We start from the raw sequence: 22,377 nt of genomic DNA on the forward strand, positions 1-22,377 counted from the left end.
CGGCCAACGCCATTACCGCCGTGGGCGGGCTAGGCACCATGGTGTCGGCGTTTTTCAATCTGCACAGCACTTGCATTGCTGCGCCAATGACAGGCGTATGTTCCTCGCCAGAAGCGGGGACCCATGATAAGCGTTGGGTAGCGGCGGTGATCGCCGGGGCCATCTTTATCGTTGCCGCGCCTTTTTATGGCTATGTGGTGAGCTTGCTGGAGGCAACGCCGGGCTACTTTATTGCCATTATTGCGGGCTTGGCGCTAATGCGTGTAATTACCTCGGCAATGGCCATCGCCTTTTCCGGCAGGAAGCATGAAGTGGGTGCGCTGTTTGCTTTTTTGATCGCCGCCTCAGAGATTCAAATTTTTGAAATTGGCGCAACCTTCTGGGCATTGGTGCTAGGCGTGGTGGTGTCGATGATGTTTGAAACGAAAGACTTTGATTTTGTGCTGAACCGTGGTGTCGTCAAGAAAGCGAGTGACACACCCTGACCTGCCGCTATTGATGGTGGTTATCCTCCTTGGCCCGCGACTAGTGATAGCGAGCGGGTCTTTTTTGTGCGCCCTTACCCTCTTCGCGTCCTGTCGCGGTGTTACCCAATAAAATATCCGCGACCGATGAGCACCGCTTGCCAGCTTGGGTGATGGGCAAATAGTAAACTCAATGTTATTGGGGAATTTGTTGCATGCAGCTTTACAAGGACGCTTCGATACCCGCGATTACGGCTGGCTTCGTGGCGGTTCTCGTGTCTTACTCGGGTCCGCTGGCTATCTTTTTTCAGGCGGCCCACAGTGCGGAAATTTCGAGTGCCATGATGACGTCTTGGGTTTGGGCGATCTCCATTGGCGCAGCTATTTCAGGAATTTTACTCAGTCTGTGGCTCAAGGTGCCGGTGGTGACCGCTTGGTCGGCCCCCGGTACGGCACTGCTGGTGACCTTATTTCCAGGACTTTCGCTCAACGAAGCGATAGGTGCTTATTTAACCGCTTCGGCGGTGATTTTCGTGATTGGTATTACCGGTTCTTTTGACCGGATTATTCAGATGATTCCGCCGGGTATTGCCAGTGCAATGATGGCGGGCATCCTGTTTCAGTTTGGGGTAGGGGTGTTTGATTCATTGGAAAGCGTGCCCGCGCTGGCGATTAGCATGATCATTGCCTATCTGGTCTTCAAACGTTTGACCCCGCGCTACAGCTTGGTGCTACTGCTGGTGGTGGGCGTTGTGTTGGCGGTGGGGTTGGAGGGAGCCAGTTTGCAGGGTGTCTCTATCCAACTGGCCGAGCCACAATTCATCCGCCCCGAATGGACCTGGAATGCCACCTTGAGCTTGGCCATACCGCTGGTACTGGTGAGCTTGACGGGACAATTCTTGCCCGGCATGGCGATCCTGCGTACCTCTGGCTACTCAACTTCGGCCAAGCCGATTGTCACCGTCGCCAGTATGACCTCCTTTATGACCGCTTTTTTTGGTGGCATCACAACAGTGATTGCGGCGATTACAGCGGCGATATGTACCAGTAAAGAAGCCCATGAAGACCCGGATAAACGCTATGTAGCTGGCGTCGCCAACGGCGTTTTCTATTTGGTGGGTGGGTCCTTTGCAGGGACGATTGTAGCGCTGTTCACCTCATTGCCAGGCGAGTTCGTCGCGGTGCTGGCGGGCCTGGCACTGATTGGCGCGATTACCAGTAACCTGAGCGCCTTTGCTGCCCATAAGGACCATCTGGAGGCCTCGGTTATTACCTTTATTGCCACGGCCTCCGGCATCAGCTTTTTAGGGCTTGGCTCGGCCTTCTGGGGTGTCATTGTTGGGGTTCTTGCTTACAACGTACTGCATCGTCGCTTTACATCTGGTTGAAAGTGCAAAAGAGGTAACACCTTTCTGACAGTCGAAGATACGAGGTATTTTGCCCCACTGGGTGACGCGGTCGAAGCGAGGACCTTCAACAGCGATTAGGGATAGCGTCCGGAGCGGCGATTTTCGACCAGCACTTCTAAAATCGCGTTGGCCTCCTTCATAAGAGGCGAGGGTTTTTCACCGCGTCGGCGGCTACAGATCACTGGGGTTACAAGGGTTTTGTCTGCCAGCGTAATATAAGTAATGCCCTCGCGCTGAACGCGCTTGACCTGCTCGGGCACCAGGGTGATGCCGATGCCGGAGGCCACCAGGCTGAGCGCTGTCTGCAGTTCGTTGGCCTCTTGCACGACCTCTACCTTTAATCCCTGTCGGCGGAAAATGCCAAGTATCATGTCCGCCATGCTCGGGCGAGGCTTGGCCGGGAAGAGAATTAGCGGGTAGCGCGCGAGTTCTTCACAGCTCGGGGACGTGCCTTCTAAAGGGTGACCATTAGGTAACGCTGCAATTAACGGCTCATCAAAAAGAATCTCTTGTTCGACGTCAGGGTCATCGAGTCGTAAACGGCCAAACCCGATATCAATACGGCCAGCTTTGAGGGCCTGAATTTGCTGGACAGTGGTGAGCTCTGCTAAAGAAAGCTCGACATTATCCTTTTGGCGCAGGTCGCGCACCATCATCGGCAACTGGCCATAAAACACGGAGGGTACAAAACCAATGCCAAAGAGCATACGTTTGCTGCGTGCCATGCGGCGCGTAGCATCAATGGTTACGTCGACTTTTTCTAATATTTGTAGCGCATGCTGCTGAAAAAATACGCCAGCGGGGGTCAAGCGCAGGCCCCTCGTGCTGCGCTCAAATAGTTCAGCGCCTACTTCTTGTTCCAGTTGTTTGATTTGGCGAGATAAAGGCGGCTGCGACATGTGCAGGCGCTCGGCTGCGCAGGTGAGGTTAAGCTCCTCAGCAACGATACAAAAATACCTCAAATGGCGCAGTTCCATGATACCTCCAGGGTATGAGCGGCTGCTTAAACAATATTGGTTTTATCATTTTGTTGGCAGCAGGCTATTTATCGTTGGATGGCAAGACAACGCCGCTGTTGCGTCAGATTCACTTGCTGGTCTTATCATACAATTTTTCGACCGTTAGCGATGAAATGCTGTCTAGCGAAAAAACGTACTGACAAAACAAACCTACTAAGAAGGTAATTTCATTATGTATAACCGTATTCTCGTTCCCATTGATGGTTCGGAAAATGCAAAGCAAGCACTATCCGTCGCTTGCAGGCTGTTGGGCCAAAACGATGCAACGCTTTATTTGCTGCATATACCCCAAGCGCTGGCCTACGAGGCTACCTTGGTATGGGGGGTAGGCGCACTTAATGCTGAAACCTCCCTTGACGAACGCCGGAAGGCAGGCGAGCAGTTACTTGAGCAAGCGCTCGCGTCAGCGCGCGAGCAAGGTGCTCAGCAGGCTGAAAAGCATCTTGTACAAGGTGACCCGGTGAGAGTGATTTTGGATACTGCCAACGAACTGAGAGTCGATACGATTGTTATGGGAAGCCGTGGCCTAAGCGATTTGGCTGGTGTCATGATTGGCAGCGTTTCCCACAAGGTAAGCCATTCCGCGAAGTGTCGGGTCATCACCGTCAGCCAGTAGGGCCATGCTGGTATTAAGCCAACAGCTCTCCTGCATATTGAAGTGTGCCTGAGTCCACGCCACCGCTTGGTGCTTTGTTCATGCACCAGGAAAAAATTGCGTTTAATGAAATAAACGTTGATAAATTCGCTGGATGAGGTAGTTGTGACGGCCTGAATGGGCATTTTTAAAGGGCATCGCAATGGCAAAGATTTTCAAGGAATTCCGTGAGTTTGCTGTGAGAGGCAACGTCGTGGATATGGCCGTGGGTATTATCATTGGCGGGGCATTTACACTGATCGTGCAAAGCCTGGTGGCCGACGTGATGAATCCGCTAATCGGTTTGCTGGTGGGCGGTATTGATTTTTCGAACCTGTTTATTGTTCTGCGCGAGGGGGTTACCGATGGCCCTTATGCAACGCTTGCCGAGGCCCAGGCCGCGGGGGCCGTGACCTTGAACGTCGGGCTATTTGTCAACGCGGTGGTCAGTTTTACGATTGTTGCTTTTGTGGTGTTTCTACTGGTGCGTACCATCAATCGCTTAAAACGTGAAGAAGCAGTGGCGCCAGCAAGCCCTACGGAGCAGCCCTGCCCTTATTGCTTGATGATCGTGCCCATCAAGGCAACGCGCTGCGGTCATTGCACGGCGATGTTGCCGGGGAGTGACGCCGCTGGGCACCAGGCAGACAGCTGAGCGTTTTACAAGCCATAAAAAAGGTGCCGGGGGGCACCTTTTTTAGTGGCAACGGGCCGTCACTAAGCGCGCTTGGCGGCTTTTTTGTCGCCCGGCTGGCTGTCGCTTGCATCGCTGGGTTGGGGTAGCGAAGGCAGCGATTTCGCCAGCATTTCCACGCTGTGGCGGTAGTAAAGCTGGCTCTTGTTATGCTCGCCTAGGCTTGCATAGAGGCGGGCAAGTTCGGCACACACCACGCCGCTGGGGCGCTGGCGCTGGCTGGCCTCAAAGTACTCTTGTGCTTTGGTCCATTTGCCGGTGCGTAGCGACAGTCGACCGCAGGCAAGCAGCAACTCAGGGTCGTTGGGCCGCTCCTGAAGCCACTTTTCGGCCTTGGCAAGCTGGCGCCCTGGATCAACATTCAACAGCCCATAGCGTTTCACAAGGCGGGCATCCCAGTGGTGGTCGAGGGAATGGTTGAGTAACCGCTCGGCAATGGTGTCTTCGTTGGCCTGCAGCAGTGCTTCGGTGTAAAGCACGATGAGCTCGGTCTTGCCGCGCAGGTAGTCGGGCATGTCGGCCCATAGGCTGCGTACGCGTTCGATATCGCTGGGGTTTTTGGCCTCGAAGATAATCAATTCGCGATAGGCCTTAAACTCAAGCTCCTCGCGTTCCTGCGGTGAAATCAGCTTTTGCGCCGCTAAACGGGGGATCAATCGACGTAGCCCTTCCCAGTCGTTGACGCTCAGGTACACCTGTTTAAGCAGCTTGAGCACCTGCGGGTGATTGGAAAGTTGCTTATCCAGTCGGTTAAGAATCGCAAGCGCTTCTTCGGGCTGTTGGCGGTCGATTAATAGCTGGGCTTGCATTAAGCCAATTGCCGTATCGGCGCCCTCGGTGGTCAGTTGGGCCTGATTGATGTGTTCCTGCGACTGGGTATAGCGTCCTTGGTAGTGTGCCGCCAAGGCAGCCGATAGGTAGTTGACCAGCGGGGTGCTGGAGTCGTCGGCGGCTTTGACCAGGGTTTTTTCGGCGCGCTTCCAGCGTCCTTCGGTCATGGCCACTAGGCCGCGAACGGTACGTTTCATGGCGCGACGGTTGCGGGCGCGGCTATTCCAGGTGCGAAAACGGCCGACCGGGCGAATCATGCCGCTTAGCAGACGCAGCACAAAATGCACCACCAGGAAGGCGGCTAACAGCAGTACCAGACCGAACCAAAAGGACGTTTGTACGGAGGTATCGCCGACGCGGATCAACCAATAGCCGGGTACCGACATCATCAGGTGTCCGAACAGCGCGCCAATGGCGAGCCCGGCAACAATTAGCAGGATGAGCTTTCTCATGACTCACCTCCCTCTTGTTGACGCGACTCGTGACGGTTCTCGATAAACTCCGCCATGGCCTGTTGTGAGGCGCTGATATCCGGCAGTTCGGGTTCAACGGTCACCTCTTTGAGCTCTTCAAGGCGTTCGATAACCCGCTGGGCTTCTTCGCGAGAGGTATCGTAGTAGCCATCGATCAGATCTAACGCCTTATCGATACTTGCTTCATAGAGCGACTGCTCTTCTTTGAGCAGGGCTAACTGTGACTGTTCGAGGATCAAGCGTAGGCTTTGGCGCAGATAAGACTCTTGTTCCGGCGTGACGAGCGCTTCAAGGGCTTCGTCATGGTGACGGATCATTACCAAGTCTTTCAGCTCTTCGCCTAAGCGAGCCAGCTGGCGTTGGAAGGTGCCCGTGGGAGGTTCTTCAATGCTCGATGTGACGGCACTCTCTTCCACGTCTTGGGAAAGCCGCAATCCAGCCACGCGCTCTTGCTGGGCATTGAGAGCCAGGTAAACCCCGGTGCGGTCCAGGCGGGGAACGGCGTCAAGCGCGGCCAGCTCGTTGGCGATTTCACGCCGAACGGGGGTCAGCGCGGGATTATCGGCATCTACTAAGCGTGCATCGGCAGTGCGCAGCAGTGCAGCGGCACCTTCAACGTCACCCTCTAACTGTAAACGTTGATTGGCAAGGCGCAGCAAATAGGCGGCCTCGGCATGCAGCCAGTCACGCTCATCGGTTTCCTGCTCTTGAGAGAGCTGGTCCAGTACGTCGTCAAGGGTGTCGTCGACGTTGCTACGGTAGTCGGTGAACTCATCGCGCAGGTCGCTCACGGTGTTATCGAGCGCTTGCTCGCGCTCGGCTTCGCCGCTTTCAAGCTGTGAGGCAAGGTCGTCGACGGACTGCTGTGAGGCGCTGCTTTCGGCGCGCTCGGTGAGCTCATTGAGGCGTTGCTGCTGGGCTTCCAAACGCAGCCAGCCCTGCCAAGCGATCACGCCCACGGCGATGGCCAGTAACACCACCAGGACTATCGCGAAACCGCCTTTCCCCTTGCCGCCGCCAGTGGTCGTGGTGGTTTGGGGGGGAGGGCTTTGCTTGCTGCCCGATGAGGACGTTGAGGATGAAGCCGCTGCACTGTTGGAAGACTTATCCTGTGTGGAGGACGTCGTCTTGGGCTTGCTGGCAGGTGGCGTAGTTTTCGTCCCATTGCTTGACTGGCTCGCCGTTGATTCGTTTTGCTGGGCGGAGCTTGTGGGCGTACTTTGTTTTTTTGCCTGTGTTGTGTCCTGGGCCGCGTTTTTGGCGCTTTTTTGACGTCGCCGTGAGCGCTGGCCATTGGATGAGGAAGCAGGCGTCTGCGGCGACGTTGAGGCGGACGTTTCTGTCGTGGGGCTGGAATCGTCGCCCCTACTATCAGAGGGGCTGGTAGCCGGGGAATCGGTCGTGGAAGATGACGGCGGGGTCGCCTTGTGCTCATCGACGTTATTCGCCGCGTTTTTCTGGGTGTCGTCCTGATCGCTTGTTTGTTTGCTCATCTGTCGCTAGCCCTTGTTAAGTTCCTTGATCGACATCGGCACCCGCTGGGTCTAGGTCCGAGCCAACGCGGCGATTAACGCCGGTGGTGTGGCTCCTGACGCCACGATGGGGGCACAAAACCCCAGTCTTTCAGCCAGTGTAGCCAAACGGCGACTGGAAACGATTAGCGGTTGGTTCAACGCTGCCGGTTGGCACCATTTTGCCAGATGTTCTAAGAGTTCGCCGCTGGTGACGATCAACGCCCGGTAATTGCCTGCGGCAAGACGGGCTTGCATGGGTCCCGTGGGTGCCAGCAAGCGGCGTCGATACACGGCCAAGGGCGTTACCCGGGCGCCCCGCTCGGCAAGCGTATCGGCCAGCAGCGAACGCCCGCCTTCCCCTGCCACGATTAGGACGCGTTGTTGGCTTAGCGCTTGAAGCGAAGCTAGACGAAGCAGGGATTCGCTGGTGTCCTCGCCATCGCTCGACGGTGGAACATGTACCCGAACCCCTAGCTGTTCGTAAAGCATCGCCGCAGTACTTTGCCCCACGCTGTAGTAGTCAATGCCAATCGGTAACTGTGGCCAGTAGCGATCAAGCGCCTCGCTCAAACAGTCAGCCGCAAAGGGGCTGATGACGACTATCTTATGGTACTGATCAATATCTAGCCAAACTTGGCGCATGGCGGCGTCTTCAGGCAACGCCTGGAGCTGCATCACGTCAAGCACTTCAACGTTGCTGCCCTCGCGGCGCAGCGCTTCGGCAAGGGCCGCCCCGCGTGACCCCGGGCGGGTGATAAGCACCGGTAGCGTCATACGTTGTTGCCGTACACCTCGGCCAAAATCTTACCTGCCCCTTGATCCAGCAGTTCTTCGGCAATTCGGATACCCAGCGCTTCTGGCTCATGCATTGAACCGCTACCTTCCGCGCGAAGCACCTCAGTGCCTTCCGGGTTGCCCACAAGGCCGCGTAGCCACATCGTTTCGTGCTCGAGGTTAAGCACCGCATGGCCGGCAATGGGCACCTGGCAGCCGCCTTCAAGGCGCGTATTCATCGCTCTTTCCGCGCGAACGCGTGTTGCGGTATCAGCATCGTCTAACGGCGCTAGGAGTGCAATTAATTCAGGATCATGAAGACGGCATTCAATGCCCAGTGCGCCCTGACCGCAGGCAGGTAAGCATATTTCAGGTGGCAGGGCTTGAGTAATGCGGGCGTCAAGGCCTAGCCGTTTGAGGCCCGAGGTCGCCAGGATAATCGCATCGAATTCGCCGCTATCCAGCTTGCCCAGACGGGTTTGCACATTGCCGCGCAGGTTCAGGATGCTGAGGTCGGGTCGTGCCTCACGCATCTGCAGGCCACGGCGTAGGCTGGCTGTACCCACGCGCGCGCCTTCCGGTAGCTCGTCTATACTGTGGTAATGGTTTGAGACAAACGCATCGGTGGGGTCGGCGCCTTCTAAAATTACCGACAGGCCCAAGCCTTCGGGAAAATGCATGGGCACGTCTTTCATGGAATGAACGGCAATATCGGCACGCCCATCCAGCATGGCGTCTTCCAGTTCTTTAACAAATAATCCCTTGCCGCCAATTTTGGAGAGTGGCGTGTCGGTGATCTTGTCACCCTTGGTTGATAGTGGCACAAGCTCCACCTCAAGCCCGCTGTGCACCGCCATCAGGCGGTCGCGAACATGCTCTGCTTGCCACATCGCCAGTTGGCTTTTCCGCGTGGCGATGCGTAATTTGGTGATAGATGCCACGTTATTCTCCTTATTGCCGCTTACACGGCGCGTCAAACTATGATAATTCTCATCATAAAGCACCCGGCGACACAGTAAAAATAGCCAACGCCGTAGGCGGCCTTATATGCGCCCCACGTTGCTTACCCTAGGATACCCTATGACGCCCGCCGCACCGCATGGACAGCTGGATCAGTTTTTCTTGCTCTCTCATGATTTATTTTGTTGCATCGACCTGGAAGGGCGGTTGCTGCAGGTAAACCCTGCTTTTGAGACCCTACTGGGGTATTCAGCCGACGCGTTGTTGGGCAAGCGATGCGGCAAGGTGATTGATGAGCGTGACCATGGCGTCATTGAGGCAATGCTTGAGCGCTTAACTCAGGGGCAGGAGGTTGCCACCTTCGAAGTGCGGGCGCGTTCGGCCTCGCAGGTGCTGCACTGGCTGGAGGTCGCCCCGTCCCTGGGCGAGGGGGTTGTTTACGTGGTGGCACGGGTGGTGACGGATCGCAACGCCACTGAACATCAGTTAAAACTGTTGGAACGAAGCGTTCAGTCAAGCACCAACGGCATGATGATCGTGGATGCGGTACATGCCGACCTGCCTATTGTATATGTTAATACTGCCTTTGAGCGAATCACCGGCTTTAGTCGCGCCGAGGCGCTGGGCCGTAACTGTCGGTTTTTACAAGGCGAGGGCACCGATCCCAACACAATCAAACAGCTTCGTCAGGGCATAGCGGCCGAGTCCGAAGTGCATGTTGTGATTCGCAATTACCGGCGTAGCGGCGCGCCGTTTTGGAACGACCTTTACATCTCCCCAGTGCGTGATGAGATGGGTCAATTGACCCATTTTATTGGCGTACAAAACGATATTTCCGAGCAGCGCGAGTACCAAGCTCAGCTTGCGTATAACGCTAGTCACGATGCCCTCACAGGGCTACCGAATCGCATGCTGTTGACGCAACGCCTAGAGCAAGGGTGCTTGGTAGCGCGCCGCTATAAGCGCCATATGGCGGTTCTATTTATCGACTTGGATGACTTTAAGCCCATCAACGATACCCTCGGGCACGATGTAGGCGACTTCATCCTGGTGGAGGTCGCCAAGCGGCTGGAGGAGGAACTGCGCCCCTGGGATACCGTGGCCCGCTTCGGTGGCGATGAATTCGTGGTGCTGCTGCCGGATCTGGCCGCCCCAAATGATGTCATTCAGGTGGTGGAGCGGATCCTCAAGCGTCTAGCGACTCCCTACTGGCAGCGCGGCAGTGAATTGCGAATTACCGCGAGTATCGGCGTGGCGATCAACGATGGCTCGATCAGCGACCCGCCCCAGCTCATTCAACAGGCCGATTTGGCGATGTTCAAAGCCAAGCGGCGCGGGCGTAATACCTGTCAATGGTATACCGAGGATCTCAACCGCAAAGTCAGCGAGCGGGTTAGCCTGCGTAACTCGCTGCAGCAAGCGATTGAGCAGCAGCAGTTTGAGCTTTATTTTCAGCCGCAAATGCATGGGCCCAGCGGTAAGGTGGTGGGCGTGGAAGCGCTGATCCGCTGGTCGCTCCCCGAGCGCGGTTTCGTTCCGCCGGGCGATTTTATTGGCCTGGCAGAAGACACCGGGCAAATCATCCCGATTAGTGACTGGGTACTCGACACCGCCTGCCGCGTCGCCAAACAGCTCAATGAGCTGGGCCTTGGGCGCATTACCATGGCAGTGAACGTCTCGCCGATGCATTTCCAACGCCCGGGCTTTCTGGAAACGATTGAACGAGTGCTGGAGGAAAGCGGCCTGGCCCCGGACCTGCTTGAGCTTGAGCTGACCGAAGGCGTGCTGATGGATAGCGCGGAGCAGGCCATTCAAGCCCTGCAGAACATACGGCAGTTGGGCGTGCACATCGCGTTGGATGATTTTGGCACCGGTTTTTCTAGCCTGAGTTACCTGAAGCGCCTGCCCATTAACAGAATCAAAATTGACCGTTCATTTGTGCGGGATGTGATTACCGATCGCTACGATGCTGCCATTATTGACGGCGTTGTTGCCATGGCGGGAAAAATGGGGCTAGAGGTGCTGGTCGAGGGCGTGGAAACCGCTGATCAGTTTGCCTATCTTGCTCAACACCAGTGTGACTATTTTCAAGGCTACTACTTCGCTTACCCCATGCCATTAAACGTTCTGCTGGCTTTTTTAGCGTCACCCCCTGCGGTGACTACACCATAGGCTTGGATGCCATCGTTATAAAAACGGCGTGCCGCTCCCCACGGCGACTCTGTTACACTTTCCGCTATCGACTTTAATTGTTTTGTCAGCAGGATATGCCTCCGATGAGCCAAGCTACGAACCAGTCTTGGGGCGGTCGCTTCAGCGAGCCCACCGACGCCTTTGTTGAACGCTTTACCGCGTCCGTCAATTTTGATCAGCGCCTGGCGCGCCAGGATATCCAGGGCTCTATTGCCCACGCGACCATGCTGGCCCGCGTCGGTGTACTCACCGATGACGAACGCGACGCCATTATTAATGGCCTGAGTGAGATTAAAGGCGAGATCGAGCGTGGCGAGTTTGAATGGTCGGTGCCGCTGGAAGACGTGCACATGAACATCGAAGCGCGGCTGACAGACAAAATCGGCATTACCGGCAAAAAGCTGCACACTGGCCGTTCGCGCAATGACCAGGTGGCCACCGACATTCGCCTGTTCATGCGCGACGAAATCGATGTGATTGAAGCCGAACTGATCCGCCTGCGTGAGGGCATGATTGAGCTTGCCGACCGCGAGGCCGAGACCATCATGCCGGGCTTTACCCACTTGCAAACTGCCCAGCCGGTAACCTTTGGCCACCATCTGCTTGCCTGGCATGAGATGATCGCCCGCGATCACGAGCGCTTGCTGGACTGCCGCAAGCGCATCAACGTGATGCCGCTGGGCGCCGCCGCGTTGGCTGGCACCACCTACCCGATCGACCGCCATGTCACGGCAGAACTGTTGGGCTTTGATCGCCCGGCGGAAAATTCGTTGGACGCGGTCTCCGATCGTGACTTCGCCATCGAATTCACCAGCTTTGCCAGCATCCTGCTGATGCACCTGTCGCGCATGAGTGAAGAGCTGGTGCTGTGGACCAGCGCCCAGTTTGACTTCATCGACCTGCCCGACCGCTTCTGCACTGGCTCGTCGATCATGCCGCAAAAGAAAAACCCAGACGTGCCCGAGTTGGTGCGCGGCAAGACGGGCCGCGTGTATGGCCACCTGATGAGCCTGCTGACGCTGATGAAGTCCCAGCCGCTGGCCTACAACAAAGATAACCAGGAAGATAAAGAGCCACTGTTTGATGCTGTGGACACCGTGCGTGACTGCTTGAAAGCCTTTGCCGATATGGTGCCCGCCATCGAGCCCAAAAAAGCCAGCATGTTCGAAGCGGCGCGCAAGGGCTTTTCCACGGCCACTGACTTGGCCGACTACCTGGTGCGCAAGGGTGTGGCCTTTCGTGATGCCCATGAAATCGTCGGCCAGTCAGTGGCCTACGGCCTAAAGACTGAAAAAGACCTGTCAGAAATGACGCTTGATGAACTCAAGCAGTTCTCGGCGACCATTGAGCAGGACGTGTTCGAGGTGTTGACGCTTGAAGGCTCTGTGGCCGCGCGTAATCACATCGGCGGTACCGCCCCCGACCAGGTGCGCGCTGCTGCCCAACGCGCCCGTGAAGCCTTGGCGTCGGTGAAGGAGAATACACAATGAAAAAAATCGCCTTACTCGCCGTGGTCGCGCTGCTGCTCGTGGGTTGCGGGCAAAAGGGGCCGCTCTATCTGCCCGATGACGATAATGTCGATCAGCAGGAGGGTTAAGTGGATCATTTTAACGACCGTGACGGCCTGCTTTTCGCTGAGGATGTCCCGCTTGACCGTATCGCCGAAACCTACGGCACGCCATGTTACGTCTATTCAAAAGCGACGTTAACGCGCCATTTTCGCGCCTACACCGAAGCGCTGGGCAGCCACCCGCATTTGATTTGTTACGCGGTGAAGGCCAACTCCAATATCGCCGTGCTGGGGCTTTTAGCCAAGCTTGGGGCGGGTTTCGATATTGTCTCGCTGGGCGAGCTTGAGCGTGTACTCAAGGCCGGAGGTGATCCGGCTAAAGTGGTGTTTTCCGGGGTCGCCAAGCAGCCCCAGGAAATGGCCCGTGCGCTTGAGGTGGGCATCAAATGCTTCAACGTCGAATCACGCCCCGAACTTGAGCGGCTTAACGCTGTGGCGGGCGAGCTGGGCAAGGTGGCGCCGGTGTCGTTGCGGGTCAATCCCGATGTGGATGCCGGCACCCATCCGTATATTTCCACCGGCCTTAAAGACAACAAGTTCGGTATTCCCGTTGATGACGCCCTGGCGGTCTACGAACTGGCGGCGAGCCTGCCCAACCTCAAGGTCAAGGGCCTGGATTGCCATATTGGTTCGCAGCTCACCGAAACCGCGCCATTTCTGGACGCCCTGGAGCGGTTGCTGGTGCTCATGGAGCGACTGCGCGAGCGCGGCATTGAGATCGACCATCTGGACCTGGGCGGCGGTCTTGGCGTGCCCTACCGCGATGAAACGCCGCCCCACCCGTTTGACTACGCCAGCCAATTGCTTAACCGGCTATCGCGCTGGGAAGGCGGCGGGCAACTGACATTGTTGTTCGAACCGGGTCGTTCGATTGCCGCCAACGCCGGGGTGATGCTGACCCGCGTAGAGTTTTTAAAGCCCGGCGAAACCAAGAGCTTTGCCATCGTTGACGCCGCCATGAACGACTTGATTCGCCCGGCGCTTTATCAGGCGTGGCAGGCCATTGTGCCGGTGGACACGCGCCATCAGCGCGAAACTGCCACCTACGACGTTGTGGGCCCGGTGTGTGAAACGGGGGACTTCCTCGGCCAAGAGCGCGAATTGGCGATTGCGGCGGGCGATTTGCTTGCCGTGCGTTCCGCCGGTGCCTACGGGTTTGTCATGGCCTCCAACTACAACAGCCGCCCGCGCCCCGCCGAAGTGATGGTGGACGGTGAGCACTGTCACCTGGTGCGTGCCCGTGAAACGCTGGAAAGCTTGTGGGCCGGCGAAGCGCTGCTGCCCGAAGGAGCCTACTAATGCTGTTGCACTTCACCAAAATGCACGGTTTGGGCAACGACTTTATGGTGGTCGACTTGGTCACCCAGCGGGCTAGTCTGCGCAATGAGCAAATCCGTCAGTTGGCGGATCGGCGCTTTGGTGTCGGCTTTGATCAACTGCTAGTGGTGGAGCCGCCCCGCGACCCAGATATGGACTTTCGTTACCGGATTTACAACGCCGACGGCAGCGAAGTCGAAAACTGCGGTAACGGCGCACGCTGTTTTGCGCGCTTTGTGCGCGAGCAGCGCCTGACCCACAAGCATGAAATCTGTGTGGAAACCGCGGGTGGCCCGCTGGTGTTGAATGTACAGCACGACGGTATGGTGCGAGTCGACATGGGCCAGCCGCGTTTTAACCCGGCGACTGTGCCGTTCGACGCGCCTGGTGATCAACCGTTACACGACGTTGAGGTAGACGGGGAAACGCTGGCGATGAGTGTTGTATCGATGGGCAATCCTCACGCGGTGATACAGGTTGAAAGCGTTGATGCCGCGCCGGTGGCGCGCCTCGGTCCGTTGATTGAAGCGCATCCGCGCTTCCCCAGCCGAGTGAACGTAGGCTTTATGCAGGTGCTGTCCGCCAGTGAAATTCGTCTGCGGGTATTTGAACGCGGCAGTGGTGAAACGCTAGCCTGTGGGACGGGTGCCTGCGCCGCAGTCGCCAGCGGTATTCGCCAGGGGATATTAAAAAGCCCGGTACGGGTGCATTTGCTTGGCGGTGAACTAAGCATCGAGTGGCCGTCACCCGAGTCACCGTTGATCATGGTAGGCCCGGCAACCCGTGTTTTCGACGGCCGGGTGGTGATTAACTAAGCTGCCACAGCGCTTGCTAACCGGCGATAAAGCGAACAGTCTTTCATTAACCCAAGGAGAACGGCGATGTCTCAAGCCCCCGAACCTCGCAAAACGCTCGACCCGGATCAAGTCGCGTTTTGGCTGGCTCGTCATCCCGATTTTTTTGTGGGTCGGGAAGGGTTATTGCAGCAATTGCAAGTTCCCCATCCGCATATCGACGGGGCGGTGTCGCTGCTTGAACGGTTAGTGATCGATTTACGCCAACGCGCTGAAACCGCCGAAGGGCGTCTTGAACATTTGCTGGAAACCGCCCGCCATAACGAGGCCCAGTACCGCCGGCTGCGCGAAACACTGCTGGCGCTGGTGGAAGCCGATACCCGTGATGCTCTGGCCCAGGCGCTGGCCACGCAGCTTAGTGAGCGCTTCAACACACCCGCCATGGCGCTATGGTGCCCCGCCACCTTGAGCGATAGCGAACCCTCGCCGCCGCAGCCGCCGCGCCACGTTCTGGACCAGCACGCGGGCGCACGACTGTCGGCGCTGCTGGATGGGCGCACAAGCCGTTGCGCCAAGCTCAGCGTGAGCGACTGGAAGTGTTTATTGCCCCACATCAAGGCACCTCGTAAAGCAGGCTCGTGCGCGATCTCCCGGCTTTCGGCGGGTGAACCGTTGGGCTATCTGCTGCTCGCAAGCCCCGATGCGGAGCAGTACCGCGCCAGCATGGATACGCTGTTTACCGAGTATCTGGGCGACATCGTCGCGCGGCTGCTGATTCGCCTAACCCCGCATGAATGACACCGCAGTACGCCATTACGCGGAGGCGTTTCTGGCCTCGCTGGCGCGCCACTCAAGCCCGGCGACCGTTGCCGCGTATCGTCAGGATATCGCCTCGCTCGTGGCATTTATTGATCGCCAAGCGGATGAGGCGCCTGGGCTATTTGATCAGCACTTATTGCGTGCGTTTCTGGGTGCGGAGCGACGCCGGGGACTCGCGCCGCGCAGCTTAGCGAGGCGACGGGCGGCGCTATCGCGCTTCGCCGGTTACTTGGTGACGCAAGGGGTCATCGACGATAATCCGCTGGACTTGGTGCGTACCCCCAAGCAACCCAAACACCTACCCCGCCCGGTGGATGTGGATACGCTGGCGCGCTTTCTGGATACGCCACACGATGACTCGCCATTGGCGCGTCGTGATCAGGCGATGCTGGAGCTGCTGTATTCAAGTGGGCTACGCTTGGCGGAGCTAGCCGGGCTAGACATCGACGCCTTGCAGGAGCGCCGCGTGCGCGTGCTGGGTAAGGGCGGCAAGCCGCGTCAAGTGCCAGTGGGCCGCCGAGCCCAGCAGGCGCTGGCGGCGTGGCTGAGTGCTCGGCCGAGTCTGGCGCGTGACGATGAAGCGGCGCTGTTTGTCGGCCAGCGCGGTGCACGCCTAGGCCACCGGGCGATCCAAAAGCGCTTGGCGCAGCTTTCCATCGAGCGGGGGTTGCCCGAACACTTGCATCCCCATCGACTGCGCCACTCATTTGCCAGCCATTTGCTGGAATCTAGCCAGGACCTGCGCGCGGTGCAGGAGTTGCTTGGCCATGCCAACCTGTCGACCACCCAGGTCTATACGCGGCTTGACTGGCAACACTTGGCGACCAGCTACGATGCCGCGCATCCTCGGGCGAAACGCCGCCCCTCACGGAGCGAGCCATGACCCCTCTCAAGGCGATTACCTTCGATTTAGATGATACGTTATGGGATAACAGCGGCGTGATGGCACGCACGGAAACCGGGCATTACGGCTGGTTGCTGGAAGCCCTTGAGACGTGGTTGGCCGAGCGCCGCTGGTCACCCGTGGTGTTACGCTTTGAAGACGGGTTACAGGACTACCTAAAGCGCCGCCAGCAGTTGGCGGTTGAGGTGCCCGAGCGGCGCGGAGACTTCACTTGGTTGCGTTTGCGCGCACTGGAAGGCCAGTTAGAAGCCCAGGGCCTGCCGCGCAGTGCTGCCCAGCTGTGGGCGGCAGCGGCAATGAACGAATTCCATCGCCTGCGCGTGCAGGTGACGCCCCACCCAGAGGCCGCCGAGCTATTGGCAGCCTTGAGGCAACGCTATCAGCTAGCGGCAATTACCAACGGCAATATCCATCTCAAACGCCAACCTTTAGCCAGCTACTTTCATGTGGCGATTGCTGCCGGCGAGCTTTTGACCCCTAAGCCCGACCCTTCGGCGTTTCTCACCGCACTGGCACGTCTTAACGTCGCGCCGCAAAACGCCATGCACGTGGGCGATTCGTGGGAAGAAGACATAGTACCGGCACAGCGGCTGGGTATGCAGGCGGTGTGGGTTAGCGAGACGCGCTTTGATGCGTTGCCTGAGGGTATCCACCAGATTGCACATATCAAGGAGCTGCCGGGTGTGCTGGCAACGCTCAACGCCTCTTATTGAGGCGTTTGCAGCCATTGATCCAGGCGTTGAGCCAGAGTATCGACGCCATCGCGCTTGAGCGACGAAAACAGCTGAACCGATACCAGGTCCTCCCACTCTTTCAGGCGTGAACGCACCTTCTGCAGCGCTGCATTGGCGGGGCCTTTCTTAAGCTTATCGGCTTTGGTAAGTAGAATATGCACCGGCATGTCGCGCTGATCGGCAAACTCAAGCATCATTTGGTCAAACTCGGTGAGCGGGTGGCGTACATCCATTAGCAGCACTAATCCGCGGAGGCTGAAGCGGCCGCGCAGATAGTCAGACATGTGCTGCTGCCACTCCAACTTGACGGTTTCGGGCACTTTGGCGTAACCGTAGCCAGGCAGGTCGACCAAGCGACAGGCCTCGTTGTTCATTAGGCTAAAAAAGTTGATCAACTGGGTGCGCCCCGGTGTGCGCGAAGTACGGGCAAGCGCTTTCTGCTGGGTGAGCGCATTGATTGCGCTGGACTTTCCCGCGTTCGAGCGTCCTGCAAACGCCACTTCGGCGCCGCTATCGTCCGGGCAGAGGGCAAGCGTGGGTGCGCTGATCATAAACTGTGCGGTGGGGTAATTAAGTCGCACAGCTGGACTATCATGGTAGGAAGGCATGGCATTGATCCTGACAAACAAAGATAAAAAACAAGAAATAAGGTGGCCATGAATGCGCGATGACATTTCTGCTATTCGGGGGGCTTCGCTATACTGCACGCAGATGGGTGTCTGTGACCTAAGGGTAGTGTACCACTGTGCTCTGCCGGGCAGCGACCAACGCATCAGCTTGTGCGTCGTGCGTGGTCTTCGATAATACTAACCATAATGGGATTGCGATGAGAACGTTACTGGCAAGCTTGGCCATTATCTTGGGTGCCGTGGGAACCGCCACAGCGAATCCTCGAGCAGATGCCGATGCGTCTGCTGGTGAATCCCTGGCACAGCCCTGTGCGGCTTGCCATGGGCAAGCCGGCATTAGTTCTACGGGTACGTTTCCACATTTGGCGGGTCAACAAATGTCCTACCTCGCCAAGCAAATCATGGATATTCGTGATGGCCACCGTGAAGTGCCGCAAATGGAGGGCCAGGTGGATGACTATGAAGACCAGGACGCCTGGGACGTTGCGGCATTTTACGCCGAGCAGGAGCCTCATTTAGGCCAGGCCGAGGATGATGCCGAACTGCTGGCCCGTGGTGAAGCGCTATATCGGGCAGGTGATCAAGAAAAAGGCATTCCTGCCTGTAGCGCTTGCCACACCCCTACCGGTGGGGGAATTGGCAGCGCGGCTTACCCGGCGCTCTCGGGGCTGCAAACCGATTATACGATTAGCGCCCTGCAAGATTTTGCCGCTGGTGATCGGGATAACGACCCCAATGGTGTGATGCGCGACATCGCTACGAAAATGAACGATGACGATATGCAAGCGATTGCGAATTATCTGCTTGGTTTGAATTAAACGGCCACCCTCAATAAGCTCATGGTTTTCATCGTTTGTATGGTCAAGCGCGGAACCCCAACTGAGCGTTGGGGTCATACTGATCGCTTTCCCACGGAGAATAGTCACTATGTTGAAAACATTGATGGTCGCGGTTGCTGGATTGGGTTTGTCGGCTGCGGTCGGTGCCCAGGAGTTGGTTGAAGGCGAGCAATACGAAGCCCTTGAGGAGCCGGTAGAGACCCAGGTAGAGGACGGGCAAATCGAAGTGCTTGAGGTTTTTTGGTTCGGCTGCCCGCATTGTTATGGCCTGCAACCCCACGTTAACGAGTGGTATGAAGCCCTTGATGACGACGTGACGATTGAAAAGATGCCCGCGACCATGGGTGGCGATTGGAACACTCATGCCAATGCGTTCTATGCCGCTAAAGAGTTAGGTATCGAGGAAGACCTACACGCTGACTTCTTTGACGCGATTCACCAAGACGAGCGTTCGCTGACAGAGGAAGATGATATCGCCGCTTTCTTCTCCGATTATGGTGTCAGTGAAGATGAAGCCAAAGAAGCGCTAACGGCGTTCAACGTACGTAGCAACGTGAATAAGGCCAATAGCCGTATGCGCGATATGCGCTTGATGGGCGTACCCGCAATTGTGGTCGATGGCCAATATGTCGTCACACCGAGCAGCGCCGGTAGCCTGGAAAACATGCCCAGCGTCGCCGATGATCTGGTCGAGAAAGTGCGTGAAGCGCGCGATGAGTAACGCCGTTTAACGCCGTATTCGGCATGGGATTTAGCATGAGTGAGTTGGAGGCTCGTAAGCCGTTGCTAAGCAGCGGCCATTTGCGTCTGTTAACGTTTAATCTCCAGGTAGGCATCCAAACCTCGGCGTACCATCATTACGTGACGCGCAGCTGGCAGCATTTTTTGCCCCATCCCCGCCGGTTGCAGCGACTGGAGCTGATGGCCGAGGTGATGGGCAAGTTTGATGTGGTCGGGCTACAAGAAGTTGATGGCGGCAGCTTTCGCTCAAGCCGCATCAACCAAGTTGAATACCTGGCCACTAAAGCGGGCTTGCCTCACCATTTTCAGCAACTCAATCGCAATCTGGGGCGCATTGCCCAGCATAGCAATGGACTGTTGTCGCGGTTGGTTCCCAGTCAAGTAGAGGAGCACCGCTTGCCGGGCGCGATGCCCGGGCGCGGTGCTATTCATGCTCGCTTTGGAGAGGGGCCGGATGCACTGCATATTTTTGTCGCGCATTTGGCGCTGAGTCACCGCGGGCGTGTGCGGCAGTTGAATTACCTTAGCGATATTATTCAGCCGCTGCGCCATGTGGTGGTGATGGGGGATTTGAACTGCACGCCGGACCAACTTCACGCCCACGAGCGCTTCAATGACTCGCTGCCGCTACACCCAGTGAAGCCCCTGCTTAGCTACCCTTCCTGGCAGCCACGGCGCGCACTGGATCATATTCTGCTTTCCCAATCTCTTGAGGTGGCGGACGTGCAGGTGTTGGATCACCTGTTCTCTGATCACCTGCCGATTGCCGTTGATTTGCCGCTACCCGAGGCGTGTTTGGCGGCGATTCGCTCAAGCGTTTAATAATAAGCACATCTGGCTGCGCGCGGCCGCTGCATTGTCTGCGTATATGCGCTATTGTCTGGGTCGCTGACTCCCCTTAGCCGTATTACGCGAGACACCTCCATGTCGGACACAACACAAATACCTGCGTTTATTGGTGCGCTGGACCGCGCTTCAGAGTGGTTCGGGCGCACCCTTGCGTGGCTGATCATCATTATGATGTTAATTCAGTTCGCGATTGTACTACTCCGCTATGCCTTCAGCGTGAACAGCATTTTTATGCAAGAGCTGGTGATGTACATGCATGCCAGCGTCTTTATGCTCGCTGCCGCCTATACCTTTCGCCACGATGGCCATGTGCGGGTCGATATCTTTTATCGAGGCATGTCGCCGCGCCGCCAAGCATTAATCAATATCGCCGGTATTATAACGCTACTGATGCCGGTGATGATCTTCGTCATCGCCTCCAGTCTGGGTTACGTGGCCAACTCCTGGCGCATCATGGAAACCTCTTCAGATCACGGTGGTATTCCGGCCGTCTTCGTACTGAAAACCTTAATACCGCTGTTTGCATTGTTAATGATCGTGCAAGGCGCGATTGAGATTGTACGGAATGGCTACGTGTTGGCTGGCCGAATAGCGCCGCCTGCCAAGGATGATAACCATCTTGAGGAGCGCGTTTGATGCTCGAGTTCATGCCGATTATTTTATTTGCCGCCATCTGCATTGTGTTGATGTTCGGTTTCCCCGTCGCGCTTTCATTGGCGGGCACAGCGCTATTATTTGCCGGGATGGGGCTTGGCCTGGAAGCGATGGGCATCGATGCCAACTTCGATAGTGGCTATCTTGCCGCCTTGCCTAACCGGCTCTACGGCATTATGACCAACCAAACCCTGTTGGCAGTGCCACTGTTTGTACTCATGGGCGTGTTGCTTGAGAAATCTAAAGTGGCGGAAACGCTGCTCGATGCCATGGCGTTGCTGTTTGGTGCCATGCGCGGCGGTTTGGGCATTTCGGTAACGCTGGTGGGCATGCTGATGGCCGCTTCCACCGGCATCGTGGGGGCCACTGTGGTTACCATGGGCTTGATGTCACTGCCTACCATGCTGAAACGTGGCTACAGCACCTCGCTCGCGACGGGCACCATCTGCGCCACCGGTACGCTGGGGCAAATTATTCCGCCTTCTATCGCGCTAGTATTGCTCGGTGATGTGTTGTCATCGGCGTATCAGCAAGCCCAGTTGGATATGGGCATTTTTAGCCCCAAGACGGTATCGGTGGGCGATCTGTTCATGGGCGCGCTGGTGCCAGGGTTACTCCTGGTCGTGATGTACATGATTTACGTAGCGCTCGTGGCGTGGCTGCGTCCCAGTATGGCGCCTGCGGCGGATCGAAAGGAATTGATGGAGGAGCTTGGCCACACCACGGGGCTGGGCATGCTGCTGCTCAAAGGTTTGGTGCCGCCAGTGGTGCTGATTGTGGCAGTGCTGGGGTCGATTTTGAGCGGCTTTGCCACGCCCACCGAGGCTTCGGCGGTCGGTGCGTTTGGTGCTCTAGTGTTGGCACTGGCCTACCGCCAGCTCGACATGGCCACCTTAAAGGATGTACTGCGCTCGACGACCAACGTCACTACCATGGTGTTTCTGATTCTGATCGGCGCGGCGCTGTTCTCGCTGGTCTTCAGGGCCTACGGTGGCGAGCACATGGTCACGGAGCTATTCGAGGGCATGCCTGGCGGCGTAGTGGGCGCAACGATTATCGTGATGCTGGTGATCTTTCTACTCGGCTTCATTCTCGACTTTATCGAAATCACCTTTGTGGTGGTGCCCATTGTCGGGCCGATTTTACTTGCCATGGGCCTCGATCCGATTTGGCTGGGTATTATGATCGCGATTAATCTGCAAACGTCCTTCCTGACGCCGCCATTTGGTTTTGCACTGTTTTATCTGCGCGGAGTGGCACCCCCGTCGGTGTCCACCTCAGCGATTTATCTCGGCGTTATTCCGTTTATTCTGATGCAGCTGGGCATGTTGCTCCTACTGGCGTTCTTTCCCCAGTTGGCGACGTGGCTGCCCACGCAGTTTGGCTAACCGATGATAGGTTGAAACGCGGTGCTGCTATCAACGCAAGTAAGTGGCAGTCTTACCATCATTATTAAAACAACCGATTGATTTTGCAGTAAGCCGCCCAGTGCTGGGGTCGTACCCGGCGCTGGGCGGTGTTTTCCCTACCCATAAAAGAAATAATAGAAAGTAGAGGGTTCT

At 57.0% G+C, this 22,377-nt stretch carries 22 protein-coding genes and 1 pseudogene; 17 read left to right on the forward strand and 6 right to left on the reverse strand.

The window, feature by feature from the left end; all coding sequences use genetic code 11:
• Positions 1-38: 38 nt before the first annotated feature.
• Positions 39-485: a benzoate/H(+) symporter BenE family transporter gene (locus GA0071314_RS00005; RefSeq protein WP_231896569.1), complete on the forward strand. Its 447-nt coding sequence runs from the start codon at positions 39-41 to the stop codon at positions 483-485.
• 194 nt (positions 486-679) lie between these two features.
• Positions 680-1,852 carry a benzoate/H(+) symporter BenE family transporter gene (locus GA0071314_RS00010; RefSeq protein ID WP_074394733.1) on the forward strand — a complete coding sequence of 391 codons (1,173 nt, stop codon included), beginning with the start codon at positions 680-682 and terminating at the stop codon, positions 1,850-1,852.
• A 95-nt stretch (positions 1,853-1,947) separates the two neighbouring features.
• On the opposite strand, the gene GA0071314_RS00015 is transcribed toward GA0071314_RS00010, so the two are convergent.
• Positions 1,948-2,850: a LysR family transcriptional regulator gene (locus GA0071314_RS00015; protein ID WP_074394734.1), complete on the reverse strand. Its 903-nt coding sequence runs from the start codon at positions 2,848-2,850 to the stop codon at positions 1,948-1,950.
• A 214-nt stretch (positions 2,851-3,064) separates the two neighbouring features.
• Here GA0071314_RS00015 and GA0071314_RS00020 point away from each other — a divergent pair, with 214 nt between their 5' ends.
• A complete protein-coding gene (locus tag GA0071314_RS00020; RefSeq protein ID WP_074394735.1) occupies positions 3,065-3,508 on the forward strand; it encodes a universal stress protein in 444 nt (147 codons plus the stop codon).
• A 181-nt stretch (positions 3,509-3,689) separates the two neighbouring features.
• Complete coding sequence (gene mscL, locus GA0071314_RS00025) at positions 3,690-4,181, forward strand: large-conductance mechanosensitive channel protein MscL (protein WP_074394736.1); 492 nt, start codon at positions 3,690-3,692, stop codon at positions 4,179-4,181.
• Positions 4,182-4,243: 62 nt separating this feature from the next.
• Here mscL and GA0071314_RS00030 read toward each other — a convergent pair whose 3' ends face one another.
• The 4 genes and pseudogenes from GA0071314_RS00030 to hemC form a co-directional block, all read right to left on the reverse strand.
• The gene (locus tag GA0071314_RS00030) at positions 4,244-5,503 is read right to left on the reverse strand and encodes a heme biosynthesis HemY N-terminal domain-containing protein (protein ID WP_074394737.1); all 1,260 of its coding nucleotides are present in this window, start codon (positions 5,501-5,503) and stop codon (positions 4,244-4,246) included.
• The gene (locus GA0071314_RS00035) at positions 5,500-7,017 is read right to left on the reverse strand and encodes a uroporphyrinogen-III C-methyltransferase (protein ID WP_074394738.1); all 1,518 of its coding nucleotides are present in this window, start codon (positions 7,015-7,017) and stop codon (positions 5,500-5,502) included. The genes GA0071314_RS00030 and GA0071314_RS00035 overlap by 4 nt, the downstream gene beginning before the upstream one ends.
• Before the next feature lie 16 nt (positions 7,018-7,033).
• Positions 7,034-7,812: pseudogene (locus GA0071314_RS00040) on the reverse strand (uroporphyrinogen-III synthase).
• Positions 7,809-8,753 (reverse strand): hydroxymethylbilane synthase, encoded by a 945-nt coding sequence (gene hemC, locus GA0071314_RS00045; protein ID WP_074394739.1) that lies wholly within the window; start codon positions 8,751-8,753, stop codon positions 7,809-7,811. The pseudogene GA0071314_RS00040 and the gene hemC overlap by 4 nt, the downstream one beginning before the upstream one ends.
• Positions 8,754-8,892: 139 nt before the next feature.
• Between hemC and GA0071314_RS00050 the strand changes: the two genes are divergently transcribed.
• The 8 genes from GA0071314_RS00050 (at position 8,893) to GA0071314_RS00085 (ending at position 17,082) form a co-directional block, all read left to right on the forward strand.
• On the forward strand, positions 8,893-10,944 hold the full coding sequence (locus GA0071314_RS00050; RefSeq protein ID WP_074394740.1) for a putative bifunctional diguanylate cyclase/phosphodiesterase: 2,052 nt from the start codon (positions 8,893-8,895) through the stop codon (positions 10,942-10,944).
• Positions 10,945-11,048: 104 nt separating this feature from the next.
• On the forward strand, positions 11,049-12,455 hold the full coding sequence (gene argH / locus GA0071314_RS00055) for an argininosuccinate lyase (protein WP_074394741.1): 1,407 nt from the start codon (positions 11,049-11,051) through the stop codon (positions 12,453-12,455).
• Entirely contained in the window at positions 12,452-12,562 is a 111-nt protein-coding gene (lptM, locus tag GA0071314_RS00060) for an LPS translocon maturation chaperone LptM (RefSeq protein WP_082925969.1), read from the forward strand. The genes argH and lptM overlap by 4 nt, the downstream gene beginning before the upstream one ends.
• Entirely contained in the window at positions 12,563-13,834 is a 1,272-nt protein-coding gene (gene lysA, locus GA0071314_RS00065) for a diaminopimelate decarboxylase (protein ID WP_074394742.1), read from the forward strand.
• On the forward strand, positions 13,834-14,667 hold the full coding sequence (gene dapF, locus GA0071314_RS00070) for a diaminopimelate epimerase (RefSeq protein WP_074394743.1): 834 nt from the start codon (positions 13,834-13,836) through the stop codon (positions 14,665-14,667). The genes lysA and dapF overlap by 1 nt, the downstream gene beginning before the upstream one ends.
• A gap of 66 nt (positions 14,668-14,733) precedes the next feature.
• Positions 14,734-15,444 carry a DUF484 family protein gene (locus GA0071314_RS00075; protein WP_074394744.1) on the forward strand — a complete coding sequence of 237 codons (711 nt, stop codon included), beginning with the start codon at positions 14,734-14,736 and terminating at the stop codon, positions 15,442-15,444.
• A complete protein-coding gene (locus tag GA0071314_RS00080) occupies positions 15,437-16,348 on the forward strand; it encodes a tyrosine recombinase XerC (protein WP_074394745.1) in 912 nt (303 codons plus the stop codon). The genes GA0071314_RS00075 and GA0071314_RS00080 overlap by 8 nt, the downstream gene beginning before the upstream one ends.
• A complete protein-coding gene (locus tag GA0071314_RS00085) occupies positions 16,345-17,082 on the forward strand; it encodes an HAD family hydrolase (RefSeq protein ID WP_074394746.1) in 738 nt (245 codons plus the stop codon). Before GA0071314_RS00080 ends, GA0071314_RS00085 begins: the two co-directional genes overlap by 4 nt.
• Here GA0071314_RS00085 and yihA read toward each other — a convergent pair.
• Positions 17,076-17,711 (reverse strand): ribosome biogenesis GTP-binding protein YihA/YsxC, encoded by a 636-nt coding sequence (gene yihA, locus GA0071314_RS00090; RefSeq protein WP_074394747.1) that lies wholly within the window; start codon positions 17,709-17,711, stop codon positions 17,076-17,078. The genes GA0071314_RS00085 and yihA overlap by 7 nt on opposite strands.
• A gap of 218 nt (positions 17,712-17,929) precedes the next feature.
• Between yihA and GA0071314_RS00095 the strand changes: the two genes are divergently transcribed.
• The 5 genes from GA0071314_RS00095 (at position 17,930) to GA0071314_RS00115 (ending at position 22,203) form a co-directional block, all read left to right on the forward strand.
• On the forward strand, positions 17,930-18,550 hold the full coding sequence (locus tag GA0071314_RS00095; protein ID WP_074394748.1) for a c-type cytochrome: 621 nt from the start codon (positions 17,930-17,932) through the stop codon (positions 18,548-18,550).
• Between the two features lie 109 nt (positions 18,551-18,659).
• On the forward strand, positions 18,660-19,292 hold the full coding sequence (locus GA0071314_RS00100; RefSeq protein ID WP_074394749.1) for a thiol:disulfide interchange protein DsbA/DsbL: 633 nt from the start codon (positions 18,660-18,662) through the stop codon (positions 19,290-19,292).
• A 35-nt stretch (positions 19,293-19,327) separates the two neighbouring features.
• On the forward strand, positions 19,328-20,134 hold the full coding sequence (locus GA0071314_RS00105) for an endonuclease/exonuclease/phosphatase family protein (protein WP_074394750.1): 807 nt from the start codon (positions 19,328-19,330) through the stop codon (positions 20,132-20,134).
• 102 nt (positions 20,135-20,236) lie between these two features.
• Positions 20,237-20,797 (forward strand): TRAP transporter small permease subunit, encoded by a 561-nt coding sequence (locus GA0071314_RS00110; protein ID WP_074394751.1) that lies wholly within the window; start codon positions 20,237-20,239, stop codon positions 20,795-20,797.
• Positions 20,797-22,203, forward strand: a complete 1,407-nt coding sequence (locus tag GA0071314_RS00115; protein WP_074394752.1) for a TRAP transporter large permease — start codon at positions 20,797-20,799, stop codon at positions 22,201-22,203. Before GA0071314_RS00110 ends, GA0071314_RS00115 begins: the two co-directional genes overlap by 1 nt.
• The last annotated feature ends 174 nt before the right edge of the window (positions 22,204-22,377 follow it).

This window comes from Halomonas sp. HL-93 (assembly GCF_900086985.1).
GTDB lineage: Bacteria > Pseudomonadota > Gammaproteobacteria > Pseudomonadales > Halomonadaceae > Vreelandella.

Excerpts from the sequence above, each read along its gene's own strand:
- dapF (WP_074394743.1), top strand. The coding sequence starts at position 13,834 with ATGCTGTTGCACTTCACCAAAATGCACGGTTTGGGCAACGACTTTATG.
- GA0071314_RS00005 (WP_231896569.1), top strand. The coding sequence starts at position 39 with ATGGTGTCGGCGTTTTTCAATCTGCACAGCACTTGCATTGCTGCGCCA.
- GA0071314_RS00110 (WP_074394751.1), top strand. The coding sequence starts at position 20,237 with ATGTCGGACACAACACAAATACCTGCGTTTATTGGTGCGCTGGACCGC.
- GA0071314_RS00050 (WP_074394740.1), top strand. The coding sequence starts at position 8,893 with ATGACGCCCGCCGCACCGCATGGACAGCTGGATCAGTTTTTCTTGCTC.
- GA0071314_RS00080 (WP_074394745.1), top strand. The coding sequence starts at position 15,437 with ATGAATGACACCGCAGTACGCCATTACGCGGAGGCGTTTCTGGCCTCG.
- GA0071314_RS00095 (WP_074394748.1), top strand. The coding sequence starts at position 17,930 with ATGAGAACGTTACTGGCAAGCTTGGCCATTATCTTGGGTGCCGTGGGA.
- GA0071314_RS00035 (WP_074394738.1), bottom strand. The coding sequence starts at position 7,017 with ATGAGCAAACAAACAAGCGATCAGGACGACACCCAGAAAAACGCGGCG.
- GA0071314_RS00105 (WP_074394750.1), top strand. The coding sequence starts at position 19,328 with ATGAGTGAGTTGGAGGCTCGTAAGCCGTTGCTAAGCAGCGGCCATTTG.
- GA0071314_RS00100 (WP_074394749.1), top strand. The coding sequence starts at position 18,660 with ATGTTGAAAACATTGATGGTCGCGGTTGCTGGATTGGGTTTGTCGGCT.
- GA0071314_RS00020 (WP_074394735.1), top strand. The coding sequence starts at position 3,065 with ATGTATAACCGTATTCTCGTTCCCATTGATGGTTCGGAAAATGCAAAG.
- GA0071314_RS00015 (WP_074394734.1), bottom strand. The coding sequence starts at position 2,850 with ATGGAACTGCGCCATTTGAGGTATTTTTGTATCGTTGCTGAGGAGCTT.
- GA0071314_RS00075 (WP_074394744.1), top strand. The coding sequence starts at position 14,734 with ATGTCTCAAGCCCCCGAACCTCGCAAAACGCTCGACCCGGATCAAGTC.
- GA0071314_RS00010 (WP_074394733.1), top strand. The coding sequence starts at position 680 with ATGCAGCTTTACAAGGACGCTTCGATACCCGCGATTACGGCTGGCTTC.
- yihA (WP_074394747.1), bottom strand. The coding sequence starts at position 17,711 with ATGCCTTCCTACCATGATAGTCCAGCTGTGCGACTTAATTACCCCACC.
- mscL (WP_074394736.1), top strand. The coding sequence starts at position 3,690 with ATGGCAAAGATTTTCAAGGAATTCCGTGAGTTTGCTGTGAGAGGCAAC.
- lptM (WP_082925969.1), top strand. The coding sequence starts at position 12,452 with ATGAAAAAAATCGCCTTACTCGCCGTGGTCGCGCTGCTGCTCGTGGGT.
- GA0071314_RS00030 (WP_074394737.1), bottom strand. The coding sequence starts at position 5,503 with ATGAGAAAGCTCATCCTGCTAATTGTTGCCGGGCTCGCCATTGGCGCG.
- argH (WP_074394741.1), top strand. The coding sequence starts at position 11,049 with ATGAGCCAAGCTACGAACCAGTCTTGGGGCGGTCGCTTCAGCGAGCCC.
- GA0071314_RS00115 (WP_074394752.1), top strand. The coding sequence starts at position 20,797 with ATGCTCGAGTTCATGCCGATTATTTTATTTGCCGCCATCTGCATTGTG.
- GA0071314_RS00085 (WP_074394746.1), top strand. The coding sequence starts at position 16,345 with ATGACCCCTCTCAAGGCGATTACCTTCGATTTAGATGATACGTTATGG.